This window comes from Sphingomonas sp. ID0503 (genome assembly GCF_048565625.1).
Taxonomy (GTDB): Bacteria; Pseudomonadota; Alphaproteobacteria; order Sphingomonadales; family Sphingomonadaceae; genus JBLZUR01.
The window spans coordinates 447,893-466,452 of record NZ_JBLZUR010000002.1 but is presented as its reverse complement, the minus strand read 5'-3'; the positions used below and the strand labels follow the sequence as shown (position 1 = coordinate 466,452).

The 18,560-nt window shown below is 64.9% G+C and carries 21 protein-coding genes; 5 read left to right on the top strand and 16 right to left on the bottom strand.

From position 1 onward, the window contains the following. The first annotated feature begins 225 nt into the window (after positions 1-225). On the top strand, positions 226-1,227 hold the full coding sequence (locus ACM608_RS03280) for a LysR family transcriptional regulator (protein ID WP_419681855.1): 1,002 nt from the start codon (positions 226-228) through the stop codon (positions 1,225-1,227). A 126-nt stretch (positions 1,228-1,353) separates the two neighbouring features. Here ACM608_RS03280 and ACM608_RS03275 read toward each other — a convergent pair whose 3' ends face one another. The 10 genes from ACM608_RS03275 to ACM608_RS03230 all read right to left on the bottom strand — a co-directional run bounded on the left by ACM608_RS03275 (position 1,354) and on the right by ACM608_RS03230 (position 10,926). Next, the gene (locus tag ACM608_RS03275; protein WP_419681853.1) at positions 1,354-1,764 is read right to left on the bottom strand and encodes a YybH family protein; all 411 of its coding nucleotides are present in this window, start codon (positions 1,762-1,764) and stop codon (positions 1,354-1,356) included. Positions 1,765-1,906: 142 nt separating this feature from the next. After that, a complete protein-coding gene (locus ACM608_RS03270; RefSeq protein WP_419681851.1) occupies positions 1,907-2,320 on the bottom strand; it encodes a hypothetical protein in 414 nt (137 codons plus the stop codon). An 18-nt stretch (positions 2,321-2,338) separates the two neighbouring features. Then, positions 2,339-2,572, bottom strand: coding sequence for a hypothetical protein (locus tag ACM608_RS03265; protein WP_419681850.1), 234 nt, complete (start codon positions 2,570-2,572; stop codon positions 2,339-2,341). Positions 2,573-2,919: 347 nt separating this feature from the next. After that, the gene (gene kdpC / locus ACM608_RS03260) at positions 2,920-3,450 is read right to left on the bottom strand and encodes a potassium-transporting ATPase subunit KdpC (RefSeq protein WP_419681849.1); all 531 of its coding nucleotides are present in this window, start codon (positions 3,448-3,450) and stop codon (positions 2,920-2,922) included. Between the two features lie 11 nt (positions 3,451-3,461). Next, positions 3,462-5,498: a potassium-transporting ATPase subunit KdpB gene (kdpB, locus tag ACM608_RS03255; protein ID WP_419681847.1), complete on the bottom strand. Its 2,037-nt coding sequence runs from the start codon at positions 5,496-5,498 to the stop codon at positions 3,462-3,464. A gap of 14 nt (positions 5,499-5,512) precedes the next feature. Next, positions 5,513-7,216 carry a potassium-transporting ATPase subunit KdpA gene (kdpA, locus tag ACM608_RS03250; RefSeq protein WP_419681845.1) on the bottom strand — a complete coding sequence of 568 codons (1,704 nt, stop codon included), beginning with the start codon at positions 7,214-7,216 and terminating at the stop codon, positions 5,513-5,515. A gap of 12 nt (positions 7,217-7,228) precedes the next feature. Continuing rightward, entirely contained in the window at positions 7,229-7,318 is a 90-nt protein-coding gene (locus tag ACM608_RS03245) for a potassium-transporting ATPase subunit F (protein ID WP_419681843.1), read from the bottom strand. A 360-nt stretch (positions 7,319-7,678) separates the two neighbouring features. Further along, positions 7,679-8,704 carry an aspartyl protease family protein gene (locus ACM608_RS03240; RefSeq protein WP_419681842.1) on the bottom strand — a complete coding sequence of 342 codons (1,026 nt, stop codon included), beginning with the start codon at positions 8,702-8,704 and terminating at the stop codon, positions 7,679-7,681. Between the two features lie 75 nt (positions 8,705-8,779). Continuing rightward, the gene (locus tag ACM608_RS03235) at positions 8,780-9,793 is read right to left on the bottom strand and encodes an anion permease (RefSeq protein WP_419685072.1); all 1,014 of its coding nucleotides are present in this window, start codon (positions 9,791-9,793) and stop codon (positions 8,780-8,782) included. 14 nt (positions 9,794-9,807) lie between these two features. Further along, the gene (locus ACM608_RS03230; RefSeq protein WP_419685071.1) at positions 9,808-10,926 is read right to left on the bottom strand and encodes a DUF47 family protein; all 1,119 of its coding nucleotides are present in this window, start codon (positions 10,924-10,926) and stop codon (positions 9,808-9,810) included. A 137-nt stretch (positions 10,927-11,063) separates the two neighbouring features. Between ACM608_RS03230 and ACM608_RS03225 the strand changes: the two genes are divergently transcribed. Continuing rightward, positions 11,064-12,230, top strand: coding sequence for a phospholipase D-like domain-containing protein (locus ACM608_RS03225; RefSeq protein WP_419681840.1), 1,167 nt, complete (start codon positions 11,064-11,066; stop codon positions 12,228-12,230). Positions 12,231-12,334: 104 nt separating this feature from the next. Further along, complete coding sequence (locus ACM608_RS03220) at positions 12,335-13,033, top strand: DUF2490 domain-containing protein (protein ID WP_419681838.1); 699 nt, start codon at positions 12,335-12,337, stop codon at positions 13,031-13,033. A gap of 23 nt (positions 13,034-13,056) precedes the next feature. On the opposite strand, the gene ACM608_RS03215 is transcribed toward ACM608_RS03220, so the two are convergent. Together ACM608_RS03215 and ACM608_RS03210 are read right to left on the bottom strand one after the other, a co-directional pair. After that, positions 13,057-13,215, bottom strand: a complete 159-nt coding sequence (locus ACM608_RS03215; RefSeq protein WP_419681837.1) for a hypothetical protein — start codon at positions 13,213-13,215, stop codon at positions 13,057-13,059. Further along, the gene (locus tag ACM608_RS03210; RefSeq protein ID WP_419681835.1) at positions 13,212-13,766 is read right to left on the bottom strand and encodes a Crp/Fnr family transcriptional regulator; all 555 of its coding nucleotides are present in this window, start codon (positions 13,764-13,766) and stop codon (positions 13,212-13,214) included. Before ACM608_RS03210 ends, ACM608_RS03215 begins: the two co-directional genes overlap by 4 nt. A gap of 153 nt (positions 13,767-13,919) precedes the next feature. Here ACM608_RS03210 and ACM608_RS03205 point away from each other — a divergent pair, with 153 nt between their 5' ends. Further along, a complete protein-coding gene (locus tag ACM608_RS03205; RefSeq protein ID WP_419681834.1) occupies positions 13,920-14,648 on the top strand; it encodes a Crp/Fnr family transcriptional regulator in 729 nt (242 codons plus the stop codon). Here ACM608_RS03205 and ACM608_RS03200 read toward each other — a convergent pair whose 3' ends face one another. Beyond that, a complete protein-coding gene (locus ACM608_RS03200) occupies positions 14,649-15,017 on the bottom strand; it encodes a response regulator (protein ID WP_419681832.1) in 369 nt (122 codons plus the stop codon). 342 nt (positions 15,018-15,359) lie between these two features. Between ACM608_RS03200 and ACM608_RS03195 the strand changes: the two genes are divergently transcribed. Continuing rightward, positions 15,360-16,109: a Crp/Fnr family transcriptional regulator gene (locus tag ACM608_RS03195; RefSeq protein ID WP_419681830.1), complete on the top strand. Its 750-nt coding sequence runs from the start codon at positions 15,360-15,362 to the stop codon at positions 16,107-16,109. A 51-nt stretch (positions 16,110-16,160) separates the two neighbouring features. Here ACM608_RS03195 and ACM608_RS03190 read toward each other — a convergent pair whose 3' ends face one another. From ACM608_RS03190 to ACM608_RS03180, 3 genes are all read right to left on the bottom strand, one after another. Next, positions 16,161-17,168 (bottom strand): DUF7064 domain-containing protein, encoded by a 1,008-nt coding sequence (locus ACM608_RS03190; RefSeq protein ID WP_419681828.1) that lies wholly within the window; start codon positions 17,166-17,168, stop codon positions 16,161-16,163. Between the two features lie 12 nt (positions 17,169-17,180). Beyond that, positions 17,181-17,477, bottom strand: coding sequence for an EthD family reductase (locus ACM608_RS03185; protein ID WP_419681826.1), 297 nt, complete (start codon positions 17,475-17,477; stop codon positions 17,181-17,183). Between the two features lie 119 nt (positions 17,478-17,596). Beyond that, entirely contained in the window at positions 17,597-18,538 is a 942-nt protein-coding gene (locus ACM608_RS03180; protein ID WP_419681824.1) for a DUF7064 domain-containing protein, read from the bottom strand. Positions 18,539-18,560 lie beyond the last annotated feature (22 nt).

The window sequence follows — 18,560 nt, the reverse complement described above, 5'->3', positions numbered from 1 at the left end:
GTCCTCGTGATCCAGGCTGGTACCCAGCGCGTCAGAGTGGAAATAAAAACTCCGCCTGCCCGCGATAACGTCATCCTATGACGATCGAGGAGCGGATACGGGCAACGGAGACGCATCTGCTGCGATTTGGCGGATTGCCCGCCGCTGATCACTCGGTAAACTAGCTTCCGATCCAGGGTATGAGCCCCGGTTTGATGCCGTTCCACGAAACGGCGGGAGGATGTCATGGACCTGAAGCACCTGCGCTACTTCGTGGCGATGGCAGAGGCAGGAAGCCTCATGAAGGCGGCCGAGAGGATGCATGTGGCGCAGCCTGCGCTCAGCGTGCACTTGTCGAACCTAGAGGTGGAGCTGGGGGTGATCCTTGTCCACCGCAGCAATCGTGGCATCGAACTGACCGAGCAGGGCCAGTTGCTTTATGAGCGCGCGGTCAAGCTGCTGCGCTATCACAGCGATGCGATCCTTTCCTTGAAGCGATCCAAGACGAAGCCGACCGGGTCGATCTCGTTCGGCATGCCGTCGACCATGCCGGGATTGATGACGCCGTACATCTACGAGGCCTTCAAAACGGAACTGCCCGACGTCAGCGTGTATGTGCTGGATGCCAGTACCGCCGCGCTTTACGAATGGCTGCAGACGGGCAAACTGGACTTCGCTGTGCTCTTCAACTTGCCCGACGACGTCGGCATGTCCCTCCAGCCCCTCTTCGCCGAGGATTACTACCTAGTCGGCCAGTTCCCGGAGGGAGAAGGTTCCTCCGAGGTGTTGTTCGACAGCATTTTCGACTACCCGCTGGCTGCACCTTGTCGCGCCACATCTTGGCGCAAGATCCTGGAAGAGGCGGCCGATCGCCGGGGCAAGTGCCTGTCGGTCACGTTCGAATCCGACTCCTACGCGGCTTTGCGGTCTCTCGCGCTCACCGGTGCGTGCTTCACCATCCTGCCCCGATCGAGCATCCTGCAGGACGTCGCCGATGGAAACCTGCAAGCGCGCCGGATCGTCAGTCCCGACCTGCGCGGCCACCTGTCGCTCGCGTCCGACAGCAATCGGGAGACGACGCCGGCCCAACGCGCGGGCGGCCTGCTGCTCACCAAGACGATCAGACGCGCGGCGGAGGAGCTTGGCCTCAATGCCGAGGGCTCCGCTGCGCGCAAGGTCTGCCCAACTTCGCTGTTCGTACGCCCCCGCCGCCTCCCGCTCACGTCTTCGATGATGCTTTCAGCTTAAGCCAAAACTGGCGCGGCGGGAGAGCGCTTGATGAACCGGAGAAGCGGTGAACCGACGTCCTCCATCAAACTGAGTTGCAAGAGTAGTCGCCGTCTGGCGCGCGTCAGGCCAGCGGGTTGCACTTGTTCAGGACTCGACGATCTTGGAGGTGCAGTAGCGAGCGATCTGCCACGCCGCGGTCGCGGACCTGTGGAGCAGGAACAACTCCTGATAACGCGCCGGCAGCACATCGCCAGTCGCCTTGATCGTCTCCGTGCCCTCCGTAGCGCTCCGAACGAAGGCCCAATCCGCGCTGGTTTGCACGACTTCCTTGATCTCGTACTTCATGTCGAAGCTGACAGCCTCGAAAAGACCGAGGTAGAGGTTGGCAAGCACCGCCTTTCCTTCCACGGCCGGCCCCACGGGCGCGATCAGCACACCGTCATCGGCATAGTTCGCCACCACCGCTGCCGCATCGCCGCGATTGAAAGCGGTAAGATATGAGACGATGACCGCTTCGATTGTTGCCACTTCATGATCCGTCGCCACTTCGCTCATACCGCCTCCTTATCGCCGCCGCATGCAAGCATGTCCAAATTCCCCACCCGAGATTGGTAGGGGGCATGCTCGCTAGCAAGCATTCGACCGATTGTGAACGAACGGTCGGTTGATGAAAGGAGAAGCAAGAGCCGCAAGCGTGTCACAGCTTCATGCGGTCGGCATAGGTGCGCGTAAGGCGGGACCATTCGGCCACCAGCATCGGTTCGATCCAAGAACCGAAGCGGAACATGGCCCGCCACAGGTGGCCCGGCACCTCAATCAGGCCCCAGCCGCGCAGCGTCGCGATGTCGAGCACGGTTGCGAGCGCGCCGACCCGGCGCCCGCGGGCCACGCCGAACACCTGCGAGTCGCTGTTTGAATAGCGGGTGAAGGTCGCCGGCATCTTGGCGATAGCATGAGCTGCCCGGGAGAGGGCGGAGGTGACGGCTCGGGCCTGCCCGCCAGCGAACGAAGCGCCGACCCGCAGCTCGATGGGTGCGGTGCTTGAGGCCAGCAGCGCTTCGAAGCCGTCCTTGGCGAACCCCAATGGCTCCGTGCCGATGTTGCCCGGCATCTGCGGGAGCTTCGCCCACTAGGGCAGGTACATCCTCAGCCAGTTCAGCGCGACTAGGCCGAGCGGCACCTCGACCGCATCGCGGCCGCCGGGCGCTGGCGTCGCCACGGCCGGGGCATATTCGGCGATGCGAGCCACGGCCCTGAGCAGTGCCAGCTTGTAGGTCGATGACTTCGTCCGACAGGACGATGCCCCGCATAAATTGATGGTGATCTTCTCGCTATCGCGTGCCTTAGTCGCCTGCTGAGGCATGATTCAGTTGTGCCATCCACTCGGATGGTGGATGGGACGAGTGCATCGGCTTGCAAGAGGCGAGCGGCACGCGCTCGTGTCCAGGATCAATGCGCTATCGCGGCCAGCCTCCGCGCCGAGCATCTAAACAGGCTGTGGTCTCGCAGCCAGTCTGCCCCCCCGTTGAGGCGTTGCGCGGATCGCCAAGCGCGCCGACCGAGGTTCGGGCATCCATGTCGACACCTCACTGCCACCTTGAGTCACCATCCCGCCATCAGCTCAACCGCAATAGGTCTCAGTTCTAGTGCTGGATGGTGTCTTTCACGTGCAGTCAGATCTGACACGCACGACGGTGCTCCGCGGGCAGTTCAGGGCACGATTAAGCTGGAAACGAGTGAGAGTTGGCAAGCGCCTACCGAGCCGGGGACAGGAAACCTGCTCCGAGGAAAAGCGGTCGGCAATCGCGCGGCGGCGACCCGGTTCACCTGAAGATACGCCGCCTCAGGGGAGATATGCGGGTCGAGGCCGGAGCCGGAGGCGGTGACCAGATCCACCGGAACCTGTCCGCCGCCCAGCTTTGCGACGTCGCCCTCCACCCGATCCGCGAGCGCCTGACTGGTCGGGCCAAGGTTCGATCCGGAGGAGGCCATGCCGTCATAGCCCTTTCCCGCCGGCGAGGGCCGGCCGGTGAAGTAGCGCGGCGCGGTGAAGTTCTGGCCGATCAGTGCCGAGCCGACGACCCGGCCGCGGTCCTCGATCAGGCTGCCGTTCGCCTGCACGGGGAAGAGCGCCTGCCCGACGCCGGTCATCGCCAGCGGATAGCCGATGCCGAGCAAGGCGGCGAAGAGGATGGTCAGGACGAGTGCCGGACGCAGCGCGGTGATGAAGTCGTTGCCCATGTCGCGTTCCTTCAGGCGAGGCCGATGCCACTGACCAGCAGGTCGATCAGCTTGATACCGATGAATGGGGAGAGGAGGCCGCCAAGGCCGTAGATGGCGAGGTTGCGCGCAAGGAGCGGCCCGGCGCCGATCGGGCGGTAGGCGACGCCCTTTAACGCCAGCGGCACGAGAAGCGGGATGATCAGCGCGTTGAAGATGATCGCCGACAGGATCGCGCTTTCCGGCGTGGCGAGGCCCATGACGTTGAGCACGCCGAGGCCGGGGTAGAGCACCACGAACATCGCCGGGATGATCGCGAAATACTTGGCGACATCGTTCGCGACGGAGAAGGTGGTGAGCGCGCCGCGTGTCAGCAGCAGCTGCTTGCCGAGTCCGACGACCTCGATCAGCTTGGTCGGGTCGCTGTCGAGATCGACCATATTGCCCGCCTCTCGCGCCGCCTGCGTGCCGGTGTTCATCGCAACGCCGACATCCGCCTGGGCCAGCGCCGGCGCGTCGTTGGTGCCGTCGCCGCACATCGCGACGAGGCGGCCGCCCTCCTGTTCCTTGCGGATCAGCGCGAGCTTGTCCTCCGGGGTCGCCTGGGCGAGGAAGTCGTCGACTCCTGCCTCGGCGGCGATTGAGGCGGCGGTCAGCGGATTGTCGCCGGTGATCATCACTGTGCGGATGCCCATCGTGCGCAGTTCGCCGAACCGCTCCCGAATGCCCGCCTTGACGATGTCCTTGAGGAAGATCGCGCCGAGCAGCCGCCCGGCCCTGGCGACGGCGAGCGGCGTGCCGGCGGCGCGTGCGATCTCGTCAGTGATGCAGCGGAGTTCCTGCGCCGCGGGCTGATCGCTGAGGCCTGGCTTGGCGCGGAGAACCGAGTCGACCGCGCCTTTCTGGATGATCGAGCCGCCGATCTTCACCCCGGAGATGCGGGTCTGGGCGGTAAAGGGAATGACCTTCGCGCCATCCGGCAAGGCAGCGGCCGTCTGGCCGAATTTATCGCGGGCGAGGAGGACGATCGAGCGTCCCTCGGGCGTTTCGTCCGCGAGGCTGGCGAGGAGTGCCGCCTCCGCCAGCATGTCCGGCGTCGCGCCGCCGACCGGACGAAATTCGGTCGCCTGCCGATCGCCGACGGTGATGGTGCCGGTCTTGTCGAGGAGGAGCACGTCGATGTCGCCCGCCGCCTCGACCGCGCGGCCGGACTTCGCCAGCACGTTGAAGCGCACCAGCCGGTCCATGCCCGCGATGCCGATCGCGGAGAGAAGCGCGGCAATGGTCGTCGGGATGAGGGTGATGAGCAAAGCCGCGAGGATCGCGACGGGGATCGAACCCCCCGCATAGCTGGCGAAAGCCGGGATGGTGCTGACCGCGATCAGGAAGATGATAGTGAGCCCGACCAGCAGCAGGGTCAGCGCGATCTCGTTCGGCGTCTTCTGCCGCTCGGCCCCTTCCACCAGCGCGATCATGCGGTCGAGGAAGCCCTGACCGGGGTTGACGGTTACGCGCACGCGGATGGCATCGGAAATCACACGGGTGCCGGCGGTGACCGCCGACCGGTCGCCTCCCGCCTCCCGGATCACGGGAGCGCTTTCCCCGGTGATCGCCGCCTCGTTGACCGATGCCACGCCGGACACGACCTCGCCGTCTGCAGGGATCAGGTCGCCGGTTTCGACCAGCACGACTTCGTCGCGCCGGAGTTGCCCGGCCGGCACCACTTCGAAGGTGTCGCCGACACCAAGAAGCCGCTTGGCCTTCAGCTCCGCCTTGGTGTTGCGGAGCGAGGCGGCCTGCGCCTCGCCGCGACCCTCCGCCAGCGCCTCCGCGAAGGTGCCGAACAGAACCGTCAACCAGAGCCAAATGACGAGCTGGAGCTTGAAGCTGGTTGATAACCCATCCTGTCCGGCGACGAGTAGGATGGTGAGGAGCAAAGCGACGATCGCCGTGGTGAACATCACCGGGTTGCGGATCAGTTGACGGGGATCGAGCTTGCGGAAGGCATCGCCGATCGCCGGTACGATCAGGTCAGCGGTGAAGAGCGACTTGGACGCTGTGCGTGCCATCGATTGTGCTCCGATCAGAAGAGCTGGCCGCGAATCATCGCGAGATGATCGGCGATGGGGCCGAGCGCGAGGCTGGGCAGGAAGGTGAGGCCGCCGACGATCAGCACGATGCCGACGAGCAGACCGGTCCACAGCGGGCCGGTGGTCGGGAAGGAACCCGCCGTCTCCGGAGTGTACTTCTTCGCGGCCAGGCTCCCCGCGATCGCCAGCATCGGGATGATGATGAAGAACCGCCCGACCCACATCGCGATGCCGAGCATCCCGTTGTAGAAGGGCGTGTTCGCGGTGAGCCCGGCGAAGGCCGAGCCGTTGTTCCCGACCGCGCTGGTGAAGGCGTAGAGGATCTCCGAAAAGCCGTGCGGCCCCTTGTTGAGCGGGCCGGCGAGGCCTGCGTCCAGCACCGACGCGATAGCGGTGAAGCCGAGGATCGTCAGCGGCAGGACGGCGATCGCCAGGACGGCAAGCTTCACCTCTCGCGCCTCGATCTTCTTGCCGACATATTCCGGCGTGCGCCCGACCATCAGCCCGGCGACGAACACGGCGAGGATCGCGAAGAGGAGGTAGCCATAGATGCCCGCACCCACGCCGCCGATCACGACCTCTCCCAGCTGGATGTTGAACAGGGGGATCATGCCGCCCAAAGCCGTGAAGCTGTCGTGCATCGCGTTGACCGCGCCGCAGGATGCGGCGGTGGTGACTGTGGCGAAAAGGGAGGAGGCGGCGATGCCGAAGCGGACCTCCTTCCCCTCCATGTTGCCGCCGGCAACACCGAGGTTGTGGAGGACCGGATTGCCCGCCGCCTCCTGCCAGTAGGTGACGGCCACGCCCAGGAAGAACAGAACCGACATGGCCGCCAGTATCGCCCAGCCCTGACGGGTGTTGCCGACGGCCTTGCCGAAGCACCACGTCAGGCCGAAGCCGATCACGAAGATGGAAAGCATCTGAACGAAGTTGGTCAGCGCCGTCGGATTCTCGAACGGATGCGCCGAATTGGCGTTGAAGAAGCCGCCGCCATTGGTGCCGAGCATCTTGATCGCTTCCTGGCTCGCAACCGGGCCAAGGGCGAGGGTCTGCTTGGGGCCTTCCAGGGTATTGACATCCACCGACGCCGCGAGCGTCTGCGGCACCCCGCTGGCGATGAGGAAGATGGCGTAGACGATGCAGAGCGGCAGCAGCAGGTAGAGCGTCACCCGCGTCACATCCGCCCAGAAGTTGCCGAGCCCGGCCGCGCTCCGCCGCGCGAAGCCGCGGAAGAAAGCGAAGGCCAGCGCGATGCCGGTTGCGGCCGACAAGAAGTTGTGGATGGTCAGGCCCAGCATCTGGCTGAGATACGACAGGGTCGATTCACCGCCGTAGCTCTGCCAGTTGGTGTCGGTGGCGAAGCTGATCGCCGTGTTGAACGACAGATGCTCGCTCAGGCCGGCATAGTCCAAAGGGTTGAGCGGGAGCCCCGCCTGTAGCCGCAGCACCGCATAGGTCAGGAGCAGGAGCGCGACGTTGAAGATCAGCATGTGGACGGCGTAGCGCCGCCAGCTCTGCTCCTCCTCCGGATCGATCCCGGCGAGCTTGTAGAACCCGCGCTCGACCGGGCCGATGATGGCGTGGAGCGGGGTGCGGCGACCCTCGTAGAGGGCGTCGAGCCAGAGGCCGACCGGCTTGGTCAGCGCCAGCAAGATGCCGACGAAGACGAGGATCAAGGTCCATCCCTGCAAGGTCATGGAATGCCCTTCCTAGAAGCATTCCGGCCGGGCGAGCACCGCGACCAGATAGAGGAGGAGGCCGAGCGCCGTGACGCCGGCGAGACAGAGGTCGAACGTCATGGCAGCGCGCTTCTCAGGCGCGGCCGCATAGGGCGGCGTAGCCGAGACTGGCGGCCGTCAGACCGAGGACCAGGCCGACCCAGAGGATGTCCTGCATATCAAGCTCCCGCTGCCCGCACGCGAGGGGCATGCGGGATCAATCACGGTCGCTCAGATGGCGGACATGAACGGTGGAATACGAGACGGAGCAGGGCGTGTCCGCATAGGATTCGCGTATGATCGCCCGTCAACTCGATCCACGAGATGCCGGGACTGAATTCCACCACCCGGCCCCCACAAAGCATGTCATGCCGACGAAAAGAAACCGGCCCGTTCCTTCGACTATTCTGAAGGTCGATCAGCCGTGGCGGCTCGCGGTTCTCATCCGCCGTCGCACGTGCGCGGTGCCCCTGGCGCTGCCGACAGACGCGAGAGTGGAAGATCCGAGCCGGGGATCGCGACGTTCTGCGGTGAACAGCGGCGGAGCTGGAAGCGGATTTTGCGATGGCGGAAGTCGAGCGACACGCGCCGGAAGGAGCTCATCAGGTCGGTACCGATCAGCAAGGCCGGCTCATCGTCCAGTCCGAACGCTAGGAAGGGCGGCACTTGCGCAAAGGCGACGGGAACGTTCTCCAGGAGCACGGGGCCGAGCCGGAGGTCTTTCACCTGATCCGTCTCCAAGGCGACCTTCGCGCCGGTCGCGCCGGACACGACGACGGGTGGAAGCTTCACCCAACCACGATGGGCAAACCGGTCCCGCAGCGGCAGGTTGCCGATCGTCACCTCGGAGCCGGTGTCGATGATGGCCTGCACAGGCTGACCGGCAATGCGGGCGGTGGTGAGGATCAGCTGGCCCCGACGTCGATGCGCGGTGACCACGATCTCACCGTCGGATGGGCGTATCGGCTCGCTGGCGTCCTCCACCCTGATCTGCTGAGCCTCGAAGTCGAGCATGAGGCGCTGTCCGCGCAATGCGTCGATGCCGATGAGGCCATCGGCACCCAGGTGCACGGTGTCGAGAACCGGCAGTTGCAGGTCCTCGAACTCGCTGGAGCCGAGCCGGAGCGTGGCGACGCGAACGCGGTTCACGGAACTGCTTCCCGTCGTCGCGTTCAGGACGATCGACGTGCCGGCCGGCAGTTGCAGCTCGCCGGCGACGCGCGTGCCGATCACCGACGTGTCGGCACCGCTGTCCACGATGAAGCGGAAGGGACCGCGGCCGTTGACGTGTACATCGACCGTCATCCGGGTGCGGACAGTCCGCGCATCGATGCGCTCGCCGCCGATCTCCAGCTTGTCATCGACCTCGGCAATCGAGAGGACGGGCCTCGTCACCGGCGCAACGGCAGGCTCGGCCGACCACGCGGTGCTCGGCACGGCAAGGAGCAGTGCGGCGGTGATCGTCATACCTCGGCGCATCGCCGCCCAGAATACACCCGCTCACCCAGGTTACCAATCCAGAAGGTGCCTCGCCCGGGTGGATCAGAACAAGGTGGTTATTCCGTAGAACAAGGCACCTACGGCCGCCGAGGCGGGGATGGTGATGATCCAGGCGGTGACGACGTTTGTCGCCACGCCCCAGCGGACGGCGGACGCACGCCGCGCGGTGCCCGCGCCGATCACCGCCCCGGTGATGGTGTGGGTGGTGGAGACGGGCACCCCGATGAGCGAGGCACCGAACAGCACGACCGAACCGCCGAGCGACGCGCTGAACCCCTGGTGCTGGGACAGCTTGGTGATCCGCGACCCCATGGTCTCGATGATCTTCCACCCGCCGGTCATGGTGCCGAGCGCGATGGCGACATAGCAGCTGATCGCCACCCAGTGCGGCACCTCGAACCCGCCGCGGAGGTAGCCCGTCGAATACAGCAGGACGGTGATGATCCCCATCGTCTTCTGCGCGTCGTTCAGGCCGTGGCTGAGGGAGTAAGCGCCCGAGGAAAGGAGGTGGAGGGCGCGGAAGCTGCGCTCCGCCACACGGTTCGATGCCGAGCGGAACAGCCAGCTGGTCACCAGCATCAGCAGCATGGCCAGGAACATGCCGATGGTCGGCGACAGCACGATGGCGATCAGCGTCTTGTTCAGCCCCGACCACTGAATGCCGGTCAGCCCGGCATGGGCGACGCCGGAGCCGATCATCCCGCCGACCAGCGCGTGGCTGGACGAGGATGGGATACCCTTGGCCCAGGTGACCACGTTCCAGAACATCGCGCCGATCAGCGCCCCGAACACCACGGCGGGCGTGACGAGGTCCTGCTCGATCAGGCCGCGCCCGATCGTATCGGCCACCTTGTGCAGACTGGGGAAGGCGAGCGTCAGGAAATAAGCCGCGAAGTTGAAGAAGGCGGCGAAGGCGACGGCATGGACCGGCCGCAGCAATCGCGTCGCAACGACGGTGGCGATCGAGTTCGCGGCATCGTGAAGGCCGTTCAGGAAGTCGAAGGCGAGCGCGACGGCGATCAGGCCGATCAGCGCGGGCAGCGCCAGTTCATGCACCACGGCAATCGGCCTCAGGCATGATCGATCACGATGCCGTCGATCTCGTTCGCGACATCCTCGAACGCGTCGACGATGCGTTCGAGGTGCTTATAGACCTCCCGCGCGACGATGAAGCCGAGGGTGTCGGTGGCACCCTGTTCCTTGTAGGCGCGCTTCACGCCAGCGCGATGGATTTCATCGGCGTGACTCTCGATCCGCACCAGCCGCTCGGTGAGTTCGTGGAGGCGCTTCCCGTTACAGGCCACGTCCCGCAGGAGCGGCATCGCCTCCGCCGTCAGCCGCGCCGCATCGACGATGATCGCGCCCATGTCGCGCATTTCCGGCTCGAACTGCATGAGTTCGTAGAGATCGACGGCCTGCACGGTCGCCTGCATTTCATCGATCGCATCGTCCATCGATCCGATGAGGCTGGTGATCGTGCTGCGATCGAAGGGTGTGAGGAAGGTCTCCCGCACGGTGCGCAGGACCTCGCGCGTGATCTCGTCGGCGTCGTTCTCGCGTTCGATGACCTCACGGATGTGGTCGCGATTGCCGTCCTGCAGGAGGCGCGCCAGCGCGTCCGCCGCCGCCGTGACGGTGACGATATGGGCTTCGAACATGTCGAAGAAGTTGCCCGTCTTCGGCAGGAGTCTCTGGAACCAAGCAAACATCTGACTCATCCTGGATTTCTGTGCGACGGCGGTGAGGAACGCCGTTCGCTGTGTCGCCGCCCGGAATGCCGCCGGGCTGAAGGACCGCATGAGCTCGCGAAGATCGTGCTCCTCCACCGCGTCGGCTGCCTCGGAGAGCGTGAACCAGCGGCGATCGCGCTGCCCCTGTTCCTTCCAGGCCGGCAGTTCGCTGCTGACCGCGAGTGGATAGACGTCGACGTCGATCATCAACGACGCCCCGTTCCGGCGGCGCTTGCGATAGCGATAGGATCCGATCGCGGTCGGGCAGACGAGGCCGCGCACACCCGCTTCCTCCTCCGCCTCCAGCGCGGCGGCGGCATGGTCGGCCAGATCGGGGACGAGGTTGCCCTTGGGGATCACCCAACGCCGGCTCTCCCGCGAGGTGACGAGCAGCACGCGCACGGCCGCATCGATGGTGGAGCCTTCGATACGATAAGGGAGAGCGGCGATCTGCCGGATCACGCGGTGACTGCCTCACTGATTATGACACTTTCGTGACGCGCTGCTATACATCCGCCTCCGTGCGGTCAAAGGAGCAGAGGGCCGATCGGTTGACCGGTCTCAGCGACAGCGTCGAAGGATATCAGCAAGCACGTATGCGGCTCTCTCCAAAAGCGCGGCGCCTCCTGGCGGCGATCATCGTTCCCGCACTTCTGATCGTCGGTCTTGTCGCCGCGCTGGCATGGCGCGCGGACGACGTGGAGGACGTGACCTCCGACCTCCATGAGCCAACGCTGGGACGCGTCTATTTCGGAGGACCGGACAGGCCGGCGGGCGCGCTGCGCAACCTTCTCCTGCAAAGAGTGCGGGCGATGCCGGCGGGTCAGTCGATAGACTGGGCGACCTACTATTTCCTCGATCCGGAACTCGCCCGCGCACTGATCGCGGCAAGCCGGCGCGGCGTGAGGGTCCGCCTGATTGTCGAAGGCGATCCCAGGTTTGAAGCGGCGAACGACGCCGTCATCTCGATGTTGAAGAAGGATGGGCTGAGAGGTGGACTGACGATCCGCTCCGCATATGGATTCCCGCTAAACCTGACGAGCGGGAAGCTACACGCGAAGATCTACGCGTTCTCCTGGCCCAAGCCGGTGGCGCTGGTCGGCTCCTTCAACCCTTCGGGTGGCGCAGGCGACGACGATGCGGCAACGATCCGCGAGATCGGCGACCAGGACCGGGGCCACAATATGCTTGTCGAGGTTGTCAGTCCCGGGCTGGTCGATGCGCTGGTGCGTCATGTCGGGGCATTGGCGAAGAATGGAGGGTCGGTCGGACGGTTCAGCGCGGAGAACAACCGGATCGTGCGGGCTGGCGACACGCAGCTCTACTTCTATCCCCGCATCCACACCGACATCGTCGAGAGCGCTCTCGACCACCTCGGCGAGGGCGACCATCTTTATGCGGCAATCTCGCACCTGAAGGGTGATGCGGTCGGTACGCTTGAAGACGCGGTCGAGCGCGGCGCGACGGTCGACCTCATCGTCCACGACACGGAACGGCGCGTGCCGCAGAGGGCGGTGGACCGCCTCCGCAATGCCGGCGTCTCGATCCGCCGCTATCGGCACCGCGACAAGCTGCCGATGCATGACAAGTTCTTCATCATCGAGAACGACGATCGATGGGTCACGTTCTTCGGCAGCCTCAACTTCAACCGCAACTCGCGACTGCTCAACGACGAGCTGCTCGTTCGCTCGACCAACCCCGTGCTCGCCCGAACGCTCCTCGCGCGGTTCCGCGAACTCGATCGTGAAGTGGACGGGCAGTAGGCGCTGCCTTCGACGGATCGAGAACAGCACCCCGTGAAGATCGGACCATCATGACATCGGAGCGACCTTTGCATATCGCGTTGCGGGACATTACGGGGCGCGTGATGCAGAGCGCCACCTATCGAAGCCTGAGCCGGGTCCCTCTTCTCGGCATCGTTCTTTTCACCGCAATGCCGGCGCTGGCGCAGCGACAGGACGAGCAGTTCTGGTTTCAGGCAAACACGAATGTGCCGCTCGCAAAGGATTTCCGCGTCACGTTGGAGCAGATCGCTCGCTTCGGTGACCGGCAGGGTGGTCTCTACCAGAGCGAGGTCGGAGCTCTGTTCGGCTACCGTGTCGCTCCGGGCGTCGAGTTCGGCGCAGGGTATCGCTATGTCGGCATGCACAACGGCAATACCGCCCGGGACGAGCATCGTTTGCGCCAGCAGGTGATCATATCGCGCGGCAGGTTCACGACCCGCTTCCGGGTGGACGAGCGCTTCCATCCGGAAGGAGATGAGATCGGTTTCCGCATTCGCCCGCTCGTTCGCTACAATCACCCGCTCAGCGCGGATCGCCGGCTGGCGTTGTTCATCAGCCACGAAAGCTTCATCATGCCCAATCGGACCAAATGGGGGCAGGCCCGCGGCTACGACCGCATGCGCAACATCGTCGGACTTGTGCTTCCCGTGAGCCGCGAGGTGAGCGCCGACATCGGCTACCTCAACCAGTACCGGCCTGGCCGCCACGGCGGACGCTCACAGATGGACCACGCGCTGAGCATTCAGCTGACCATCAATCTGAAGGCTGTTCCGAAGATCTGACCGGGGGGCATGATGCCGCGCCTTCAGGCGAAATCACCCAACAGGCGCCTGTATTCCCGCTCGGGCCGGCCATAAGCGTCGCCCGCGAACTCCTCCAGGCCGGCGCGGTCGCGGATGGTGATGCAGCGCCGTTCGCTACGGATGAAGCGGTTGCCTTCAAGGACATGGAGAGCCGTGGTCACGCTCGGCCGCCGGACCGCCAGCACAGCGACAGGAACTCGTGGGTGAGGACAAGCTCGTTCCCGTCGACTCGGTCGTGGCACATGAGCAGCCACCGCGCGAGCCGCTCGTCCACCGGGTGAACCGAATTGGAGAGCGCCGTGTAGGTCGTCTGGATGGACAGCGCATAGGCGTAGCGCAGGAGCAGGTCGCGCAACGAGCCGCTCTCGGCGACAGCCTCGCTCAGAGCGGTGGGCGGCAAGCTCCAGCCCTCCCCGGCGATCTGGATCATGCAGTGATACGGGCTCATCGGCGCGCCCATCACCAAGCCGACGGGCGCAAATCCGTCACATCCGAAGATGCCGCTTTCGACCCGATGACCCTCGGGTGAGATCGCGACCAGCGAGCCGACGCAGGTCACGGGAAAGAGCACTGCGGCGGGCTCCTCGTCCGCGCGGAAGATCATCGCACCTGTCTCGAAACGCCGGCGCGTCAATGCAGGTGCGAGGCGGGCGAAGTCGTCGGGCTCCATGCTGCGCAGCAGATGATTGGCCGTGGCGGACTGGTCGGTCAAAGTCTGTGCTCCTGCATCGGGCAGGAGCGTCAAGCGCGACCCACATCGCGCACGTCCGAGGTCGAGCGCGCGATGCGGAAGAAATACCACCGGGCGGACCGGATCGAGGCTATACGCCTATAAGCGTCCCGCCGGCGCCCGAAGGGAAGCGTCATGACGAATCCGCTGGTCCGCAAGCTGGAGGGGCTGACGCCGCTTGGCGACAAGGATCGCCAGGTGCTCGGCAGCTTGCCGATGACCACCGTAACGCGGCGCGCCGGCGACATGCTGATCGACGAGGAGGAGCAACCGAGCCAAGTCCACCTGCTGATCGAAGGCTGGGCCTTTCGCCACAAGGCGCTGCCGGACGGGCGGCGGCAGATCGTCGGCTATCTGATCCCCGGCGACCTATGCGACATCCATGTGTTCGTGCTGAAGCGCATGGACCATGCGCTCAGCCTCTTGAGCGATGCGACGATCGGACTGATCGAGGCGGATACGATGATCGGCCTCATCGACGAGCACCCCCGCATCGCCCGCGCCCTCACCTGGTCGACGCTGGTGGACGAGGCGACGCTGCGCGAGTGGCTGGTGAACATCGGCCGGAGGGACCCTTATGCGCGCGTCGCGCATCTCCTATGCGAGATGTGGCTGCGCATGCGCGCCGTGGGCCTCGCCGCCGACCGCCGGCTGGACCTGCCGCTGACCCAGACCGAATTGGGCGACACGGTCGGGCTGACGCCGGTCACGGTCAACCGCGTGCTGCAACGGCTGCGCCGCGAGCAGCTGATCACGCTCAGCGACCGCGTGCTGACCATTCTGGACGCGCCGGGGCTGATGCAGGCCAGCGACTTCAACGCGGACTATCTGCATCGCGATCAGAACCTTGGCTCGCGGCGCTGACTAACGCGGCTCCGCCTCGGCCAGGATGTGCCGGATCATGGCTGCAAGCTGGTGGAGGCGGAACGGCTTGGCGATGAAGGCATCACAGCGGCGATAGGCCGGCCTAACCTGCTCTTCGGGCATGGCGCTCATGACGATCACCGGGATGGCCCGCTGCCCTTCGTCGAGCATGGCGGAAACCATTTCGGGGCCCGTCATCTCCGGCATGTTGGTGTCAGTCAGCACCAGCGCCGGCACCCGTACTGCGATCGCGGCCAGTCCGGCCCGCCCCTGCTCGGCGACACGGACCTGATGGCCCTCATCCTCCAGCAACGCCTCCAACGTCATCGCTATCGCGATCTCGTCCTCTACAACGAGGATATCGGCCATCGGATCGCCTTAGCCAGTCGCGGCGAAACGCCACCGCTGCGGGCACGCTGAACGAGCCGATCTGCGAAACGCTCCGCTCGTCTCCCGAAGCCGGTCGGTCCGCTGGCGGACCATGCCGCCGATCAATCCAAGTCAATGCTATCGACACCCGAAGGCGGTAGTGATCGCCTGGGGAACGCAAAGACTAGACGATGCAAAGAGATACCGACCATCATCGCGGGCGCGACGAGCGGCGACCGGCTCGCGTCATCCGGGCAGCGCACAGACGGACGGGCGATGCTCATCTGGCGCGAACGACATCGGCGGGCTCGGCCCAGCAGGGCATTTCGTTCGAGATTCATCATGGCTGACGCCGACAACCGCTTCATCGCGCGCCTGAAGCTCATGACGCCGCTCGGGATCGCCGAGCTTCTCGCCCTCGAGCGGCTGCTTCAGGACAGGCGCGAGTTTCGCGCGGGGCAGGACATCGTCAAGGCCGGCGACCGTCCGGACCAGCTGCACATCATGCTCAGCGGCTGGGCCTGCCGGTACAAGCTGCTGGGCGGAGGCGGACGCCAGATCGTCGCTCTGCTCTTGCCGGGCGATCCGTGCGATCTCGACGGCGTCCTCGTCGGCCGCCAGGACACGTCCGTCGCGACCTTGACCAGTGTGATCGTCGCCGTCGTCTCGCGCGATGCCCTGCTCTCCGTCGGCCGCGCGCATCCCCGCCTCGCCGACCTGCTGCTCTGGCTGACGACCCTCGACAACGCCCTGATGAGCGAGCGGATCGCCTCGATGGGCCGACGCTCGGCACGGGAGCGTGTCGCGCATCTTTTCTGCGAGCTGTTCGTCCGCCTGAGCAGCGTGGGACTGCAGACCTCGAACGCCTTCGCGCTGCCTTTCACGCAGGAGGTGATCGGGGACACGCTCGGGCTCACCTCGGTTCACGTGAACCGCGTGCTGCAGGCGCTCCGCAAGGATGGGTTGATCGACCTGCGCGAGCACATGCTGACGGTCAAGGATTGGCCGGGTCTGAAGGCGGTGGCCGGGTTCGATCCGAATTACCTCCATTTGTCCGGCATGCGCGCTGCTCCGACGTCCCAGGAGGGATAGGGCGAGCGCTTCCCCTCTCCTTGACCGCCCGCAGCGTCCAGAGCCTGCGCGTCAGGCGGCACCCTTCCATTTACTGCCGAGACGAGACAGGCGCTTGGAGAGCGTGGTGACGCCGATGACGTCGGTCACGTTGCTGAACCCGACGCGTTCGCCCATCGTCCAGCGATATAGCGACTGGAACGAGATGAAGCTGGTATAGGCGCCGTGCCAGGGAGCGGCCGCGATGGCGGAACCGGTCATTTCCCATGTTCGACCATGCTCGTCGGTGATGCGAACGACGCGGTGGATACCGAGGAGGTTGACGCTCTCCCCCTCCACCGATGCATCGACGATCGCGGAGACCTGTCCGTCCACGACCGCATAGCCGAAGCGGAAGGTTGTGTAGCAGGTCTGCCCTTCCTTCACGTCGAGCGTCATGATGAGGTGGAAGGCAAGGTCGGTGCCGAAGGTCATGTGCATCCACGACACCGGAGCGGAGTCCCATTCCGCGCGCGGACCCCAGCTGCGGTCCAGGCCGTCGACGCAATCGACCCTGTACGACTTGCCGTAGAGTTCGAGCTCGCCGGTGATTTGGCCGACGAGATCATAGTGCCCCTTCGACCAGCTGTCGCCTGCACCGGTGGACGCCTGGGTATCGCCGCCGAACTTCGCCAGCATCGGGTTCTGATCCGGGTCGAGCGGATCGAACGGGTTCATCAGGCCTTCGAAGTCGAGGTCGAAGCGGCACAGACCGTCCCGACCGTCATAACGGAAACGATAGTCGCGAGCGCCGTTGCTGCCCTTCACCGACAGGCCGTTCGAAAGCGTGAAGTCCGACAGCTTCTCCGGACATTTCACATGCATCGGCGCATCGCAATAATCCGCCTGCCAGGCGTTCGGGACGATCCCCTTGTGCAGGTAGATCGAAGACAGGCAGATCCCCGCGTTCGGCCGCGCCAGAACATAGGCGTTGCCGCTGATCCCCGCCTCCGGCACCGAGAAGATCAGGAACATCGTCTCGGCGTAGTCGAACTCCGTCGTGCCCTTGTTGTGAAAGTCGAGATCGGCCTCGGTGATCATGTTCTTTTCCTCTTACTCGACCACGTCGCTGACCTGAATCGCCGGCTGCGTCTTCGTGTACATCGGGATGTCGGCCAGCAGCTTGGGTCCGACCGTGGCGAAGTCCTCCGCCCACTGGCCCGCATTGTCGAAGGTCAGAACAGCGATCGCGCCGTATGTCTTCGGCACGCCATCGTCGATGCCGCGCAGCACCGACCATTTGCGAAGATACTTCATCTCACGCTCGACCATGGGCATGTGCGTCGAGAGATAATAATCCCAGTCGAACGTGTCTTCCGGAGGATACATAACCTGGACGATCGTGGTCATTGTCTTTCCTTCGCTTCGATGGAGCTCAGTCCTTCGTTGGGCCGTGAACGGCGAGTTCCCAAACGGGTCTGCTGGCGGTGATCATCGGCTTCCGTGCCCATCACCCCGCAAGGAGCTGATCAGCTATATTGCGCGGCAAAGTTCTTGGCGAAATCGAAGTAGTTTCGGTTCCAGCAGAACTCGCACCAGCCCGTCCCGTCTTCTCCATCCATGACGAGGGTTGTAGCGCCCTCCTTGAGGTAGATCATGGGATCGGCGTCGAATTCGATCCGCGCATAGACCTGACACTTGATGTCGGTCTTCCGCCCCGCCGCGTCGGTGACGACGACGTCGAAGCTCTTGTGGTACATCGTCTCGTCGAACTCGAAGTCGTAGTCGAGGCCGACGATCTCCTCCATGCGACCGTCCTTCGCCACGAAGCCGCGGACGAGGACCTTGCCGAAGGACTGCATCTCGAAGAAATGGACGCTCGCGCTGTGTGTCGTCGCGTGGAACCACTTGTAGTGCTGGTTGAGGCCCCAGACGCGCGGACCCCAGCTGTGGTCGCGCTGCATGAAGTGGTTGAGCGCGATCCTTTTGCCATCGACGACGAGTTCGCCGGTCAGGACACCGTGCTGCTCGGTGCGGTCGTCGGCGTAGTATGGCGGGCACCCGTCCTTGTGCGAGCTGAACGCATAGACCGGATGTGATGCCTCGTAATGGGCGGTGATCTTGACGCGCTTGCCGGAGAAGGCGAAGTCCAGGTGCTGGTGTGGCGCACCGACCTTGGCGGTGAGGCCGTCCACCTTCCAGTCGTGGTAATCCATCTCCGGGCTGACCGGCGTCGCGTCGAACCGCTCCAGGATCGGCTCGCCGATGCTCGGCCCGAAGATGTAGGCGGCCGTGCCAGCCATCCCCTCCCGAGTGACCCAGAAATAGACGAAGCCGGCAAGGCCCTCTTCCGGCACCTGAAACATCAGCGCGTTGGCTTCGCGCGAATGCGGGACGTCGCGCAGGACGTGACGGTTATCATCGGCGGCCGGTACGGGCGGCAGGCTGCTGCGGACTTCGGCGAACTTCATGGCACTTCCTTTGTACGCTGGT

What these genes read in the sequence shown, in the direction of transcription:
- ACM608_RS03280 (WP_419681855.1), top strand. Translation starts at nt 226, where the DNA reads ATGGACCTGAAGCACCTGCGCTACTTCGTGGCGATGGCAGAGGCAGGA.
- ACM608_RS03225 (WP_419681840.1), top strand. Translation starts at nt 11,064, where the DNA reads ATGCGGCTCTCTCCAAAAGCGCGGCGCCTCCTGGCGGCGATCATCGTT.
- ACM608_RS03185 (WP_419681826.1), bottom strand. Translation starts at nt 17,477, where the DNA reads ATGACCACGATCGTCCAGGTTATGTATCCTCCGGAAGACACGTTCGAC.
- kdpC (WP_419681849.1), bottom strand. Translation starts at nt 3,450, where the DNA reads ATGGGCAACGACTTCATCACCGCGCTGCGTCCGGCACTCGTCCTGACC.
- ACM608_RS03240 (WP_419681842.1), bottom strand. Translation starts at nt 8,704, where the DNA reads ATGACGATCACCGCCGCACTGCTCCTTGCCGTGCCGAGCACCGCGTGG.
- ACM608_RS03195 (WP_419681830.1), top strand. Translation starts at nt 15,360, where the DNA reads ATGGCTGACGCCGACAACCGCTTCATCGCGCGCCTGAAGCTCATGACG.
- ACM608_RS03190 (WP_419681828.1), bottom strand. Translation starts at nt 17,168, where the DNA reads ATGATCACCGAGGCCGATCTCGACTTTCACAACAAGGGCACGACGGAG.
- ACM608_RS03180 (WP_419681824.1), bottom strand. Translation starts at nt 18,538, where the DNA reads ATGAAGTTCGCCGAAGTCCGCAGCAGCCTGCCGCCCGTACCGGCCGCC.
- ACM608_RS03265 (WP_419681850.1), bottom strand. Translation starts at nt 2,572, where the DNA reads ATGCCTCAGCAGGCGACTAAGGCACGCGATAGCGAGAAGATCACCATC.
- kdpB (WP_419681847.1), bottom strand. Translation starts at nt 5,498, where the DNA reads ATGGCACGCACAGCGTCCAAGTCGCTCTTCACCGCTGACCTGATCGTA.
- ACM608_RS03270 (WP_419681851.1), bottom strand. Translation starts at nt 2,320, where the DNA reads ATGCCGGGCAACATCGGCACGGAGCCATTGGGGTTCGCCAAGGACGGC.
- ACM608_RS03275 (WP_419681853.1), bottom strand. Translation starts at nt 1,764, where the DNA reads ATGAGCGAAGTGGCGACGGATCATGAAGTGGCAACAATCGAAGCGGTC.
- ACM608_RS03220 (WP_419681838.1), top strand. Translation starts at nt 12,335, where the DNA reads ATGCAGAGCGCCACCTATCGAAGCCTGAGCCGGGTCCCTCTTCTCGGC.
- kdpA (WP_419681845.1), bottom strand. Translation starts at nt 7,216, where the DNA reads ATGACCTTGCAGGGATGGACCTTGATCCTCGTCTTCGTCGGCATCTTG.
- ACM608_RS03200 (WP_419681832.1), bottom strand. Translation starts at nt 15,017, where the DNA reads ATGGCCGATATCCTCGTTGTAGAGGACGAGATCGCGATAGCGATGACG.
- ACM608_RS03245 (WP_419681843.1), bottom strand. Translation starts at nt 7,318, where the DNA reads ATGACGTTCGACCTCTGTCTCGCCGGCGTCACGGCGCTCGGCCTCCTC.
- ACM608_RS03205 (WP_419681834.1), top strand. Translation starts at nt 13,920, where the DNA reads ATGACGAATCCGCTGGTCCGCAAGCTGGAGGGGCTGACGCCGCTTGGC.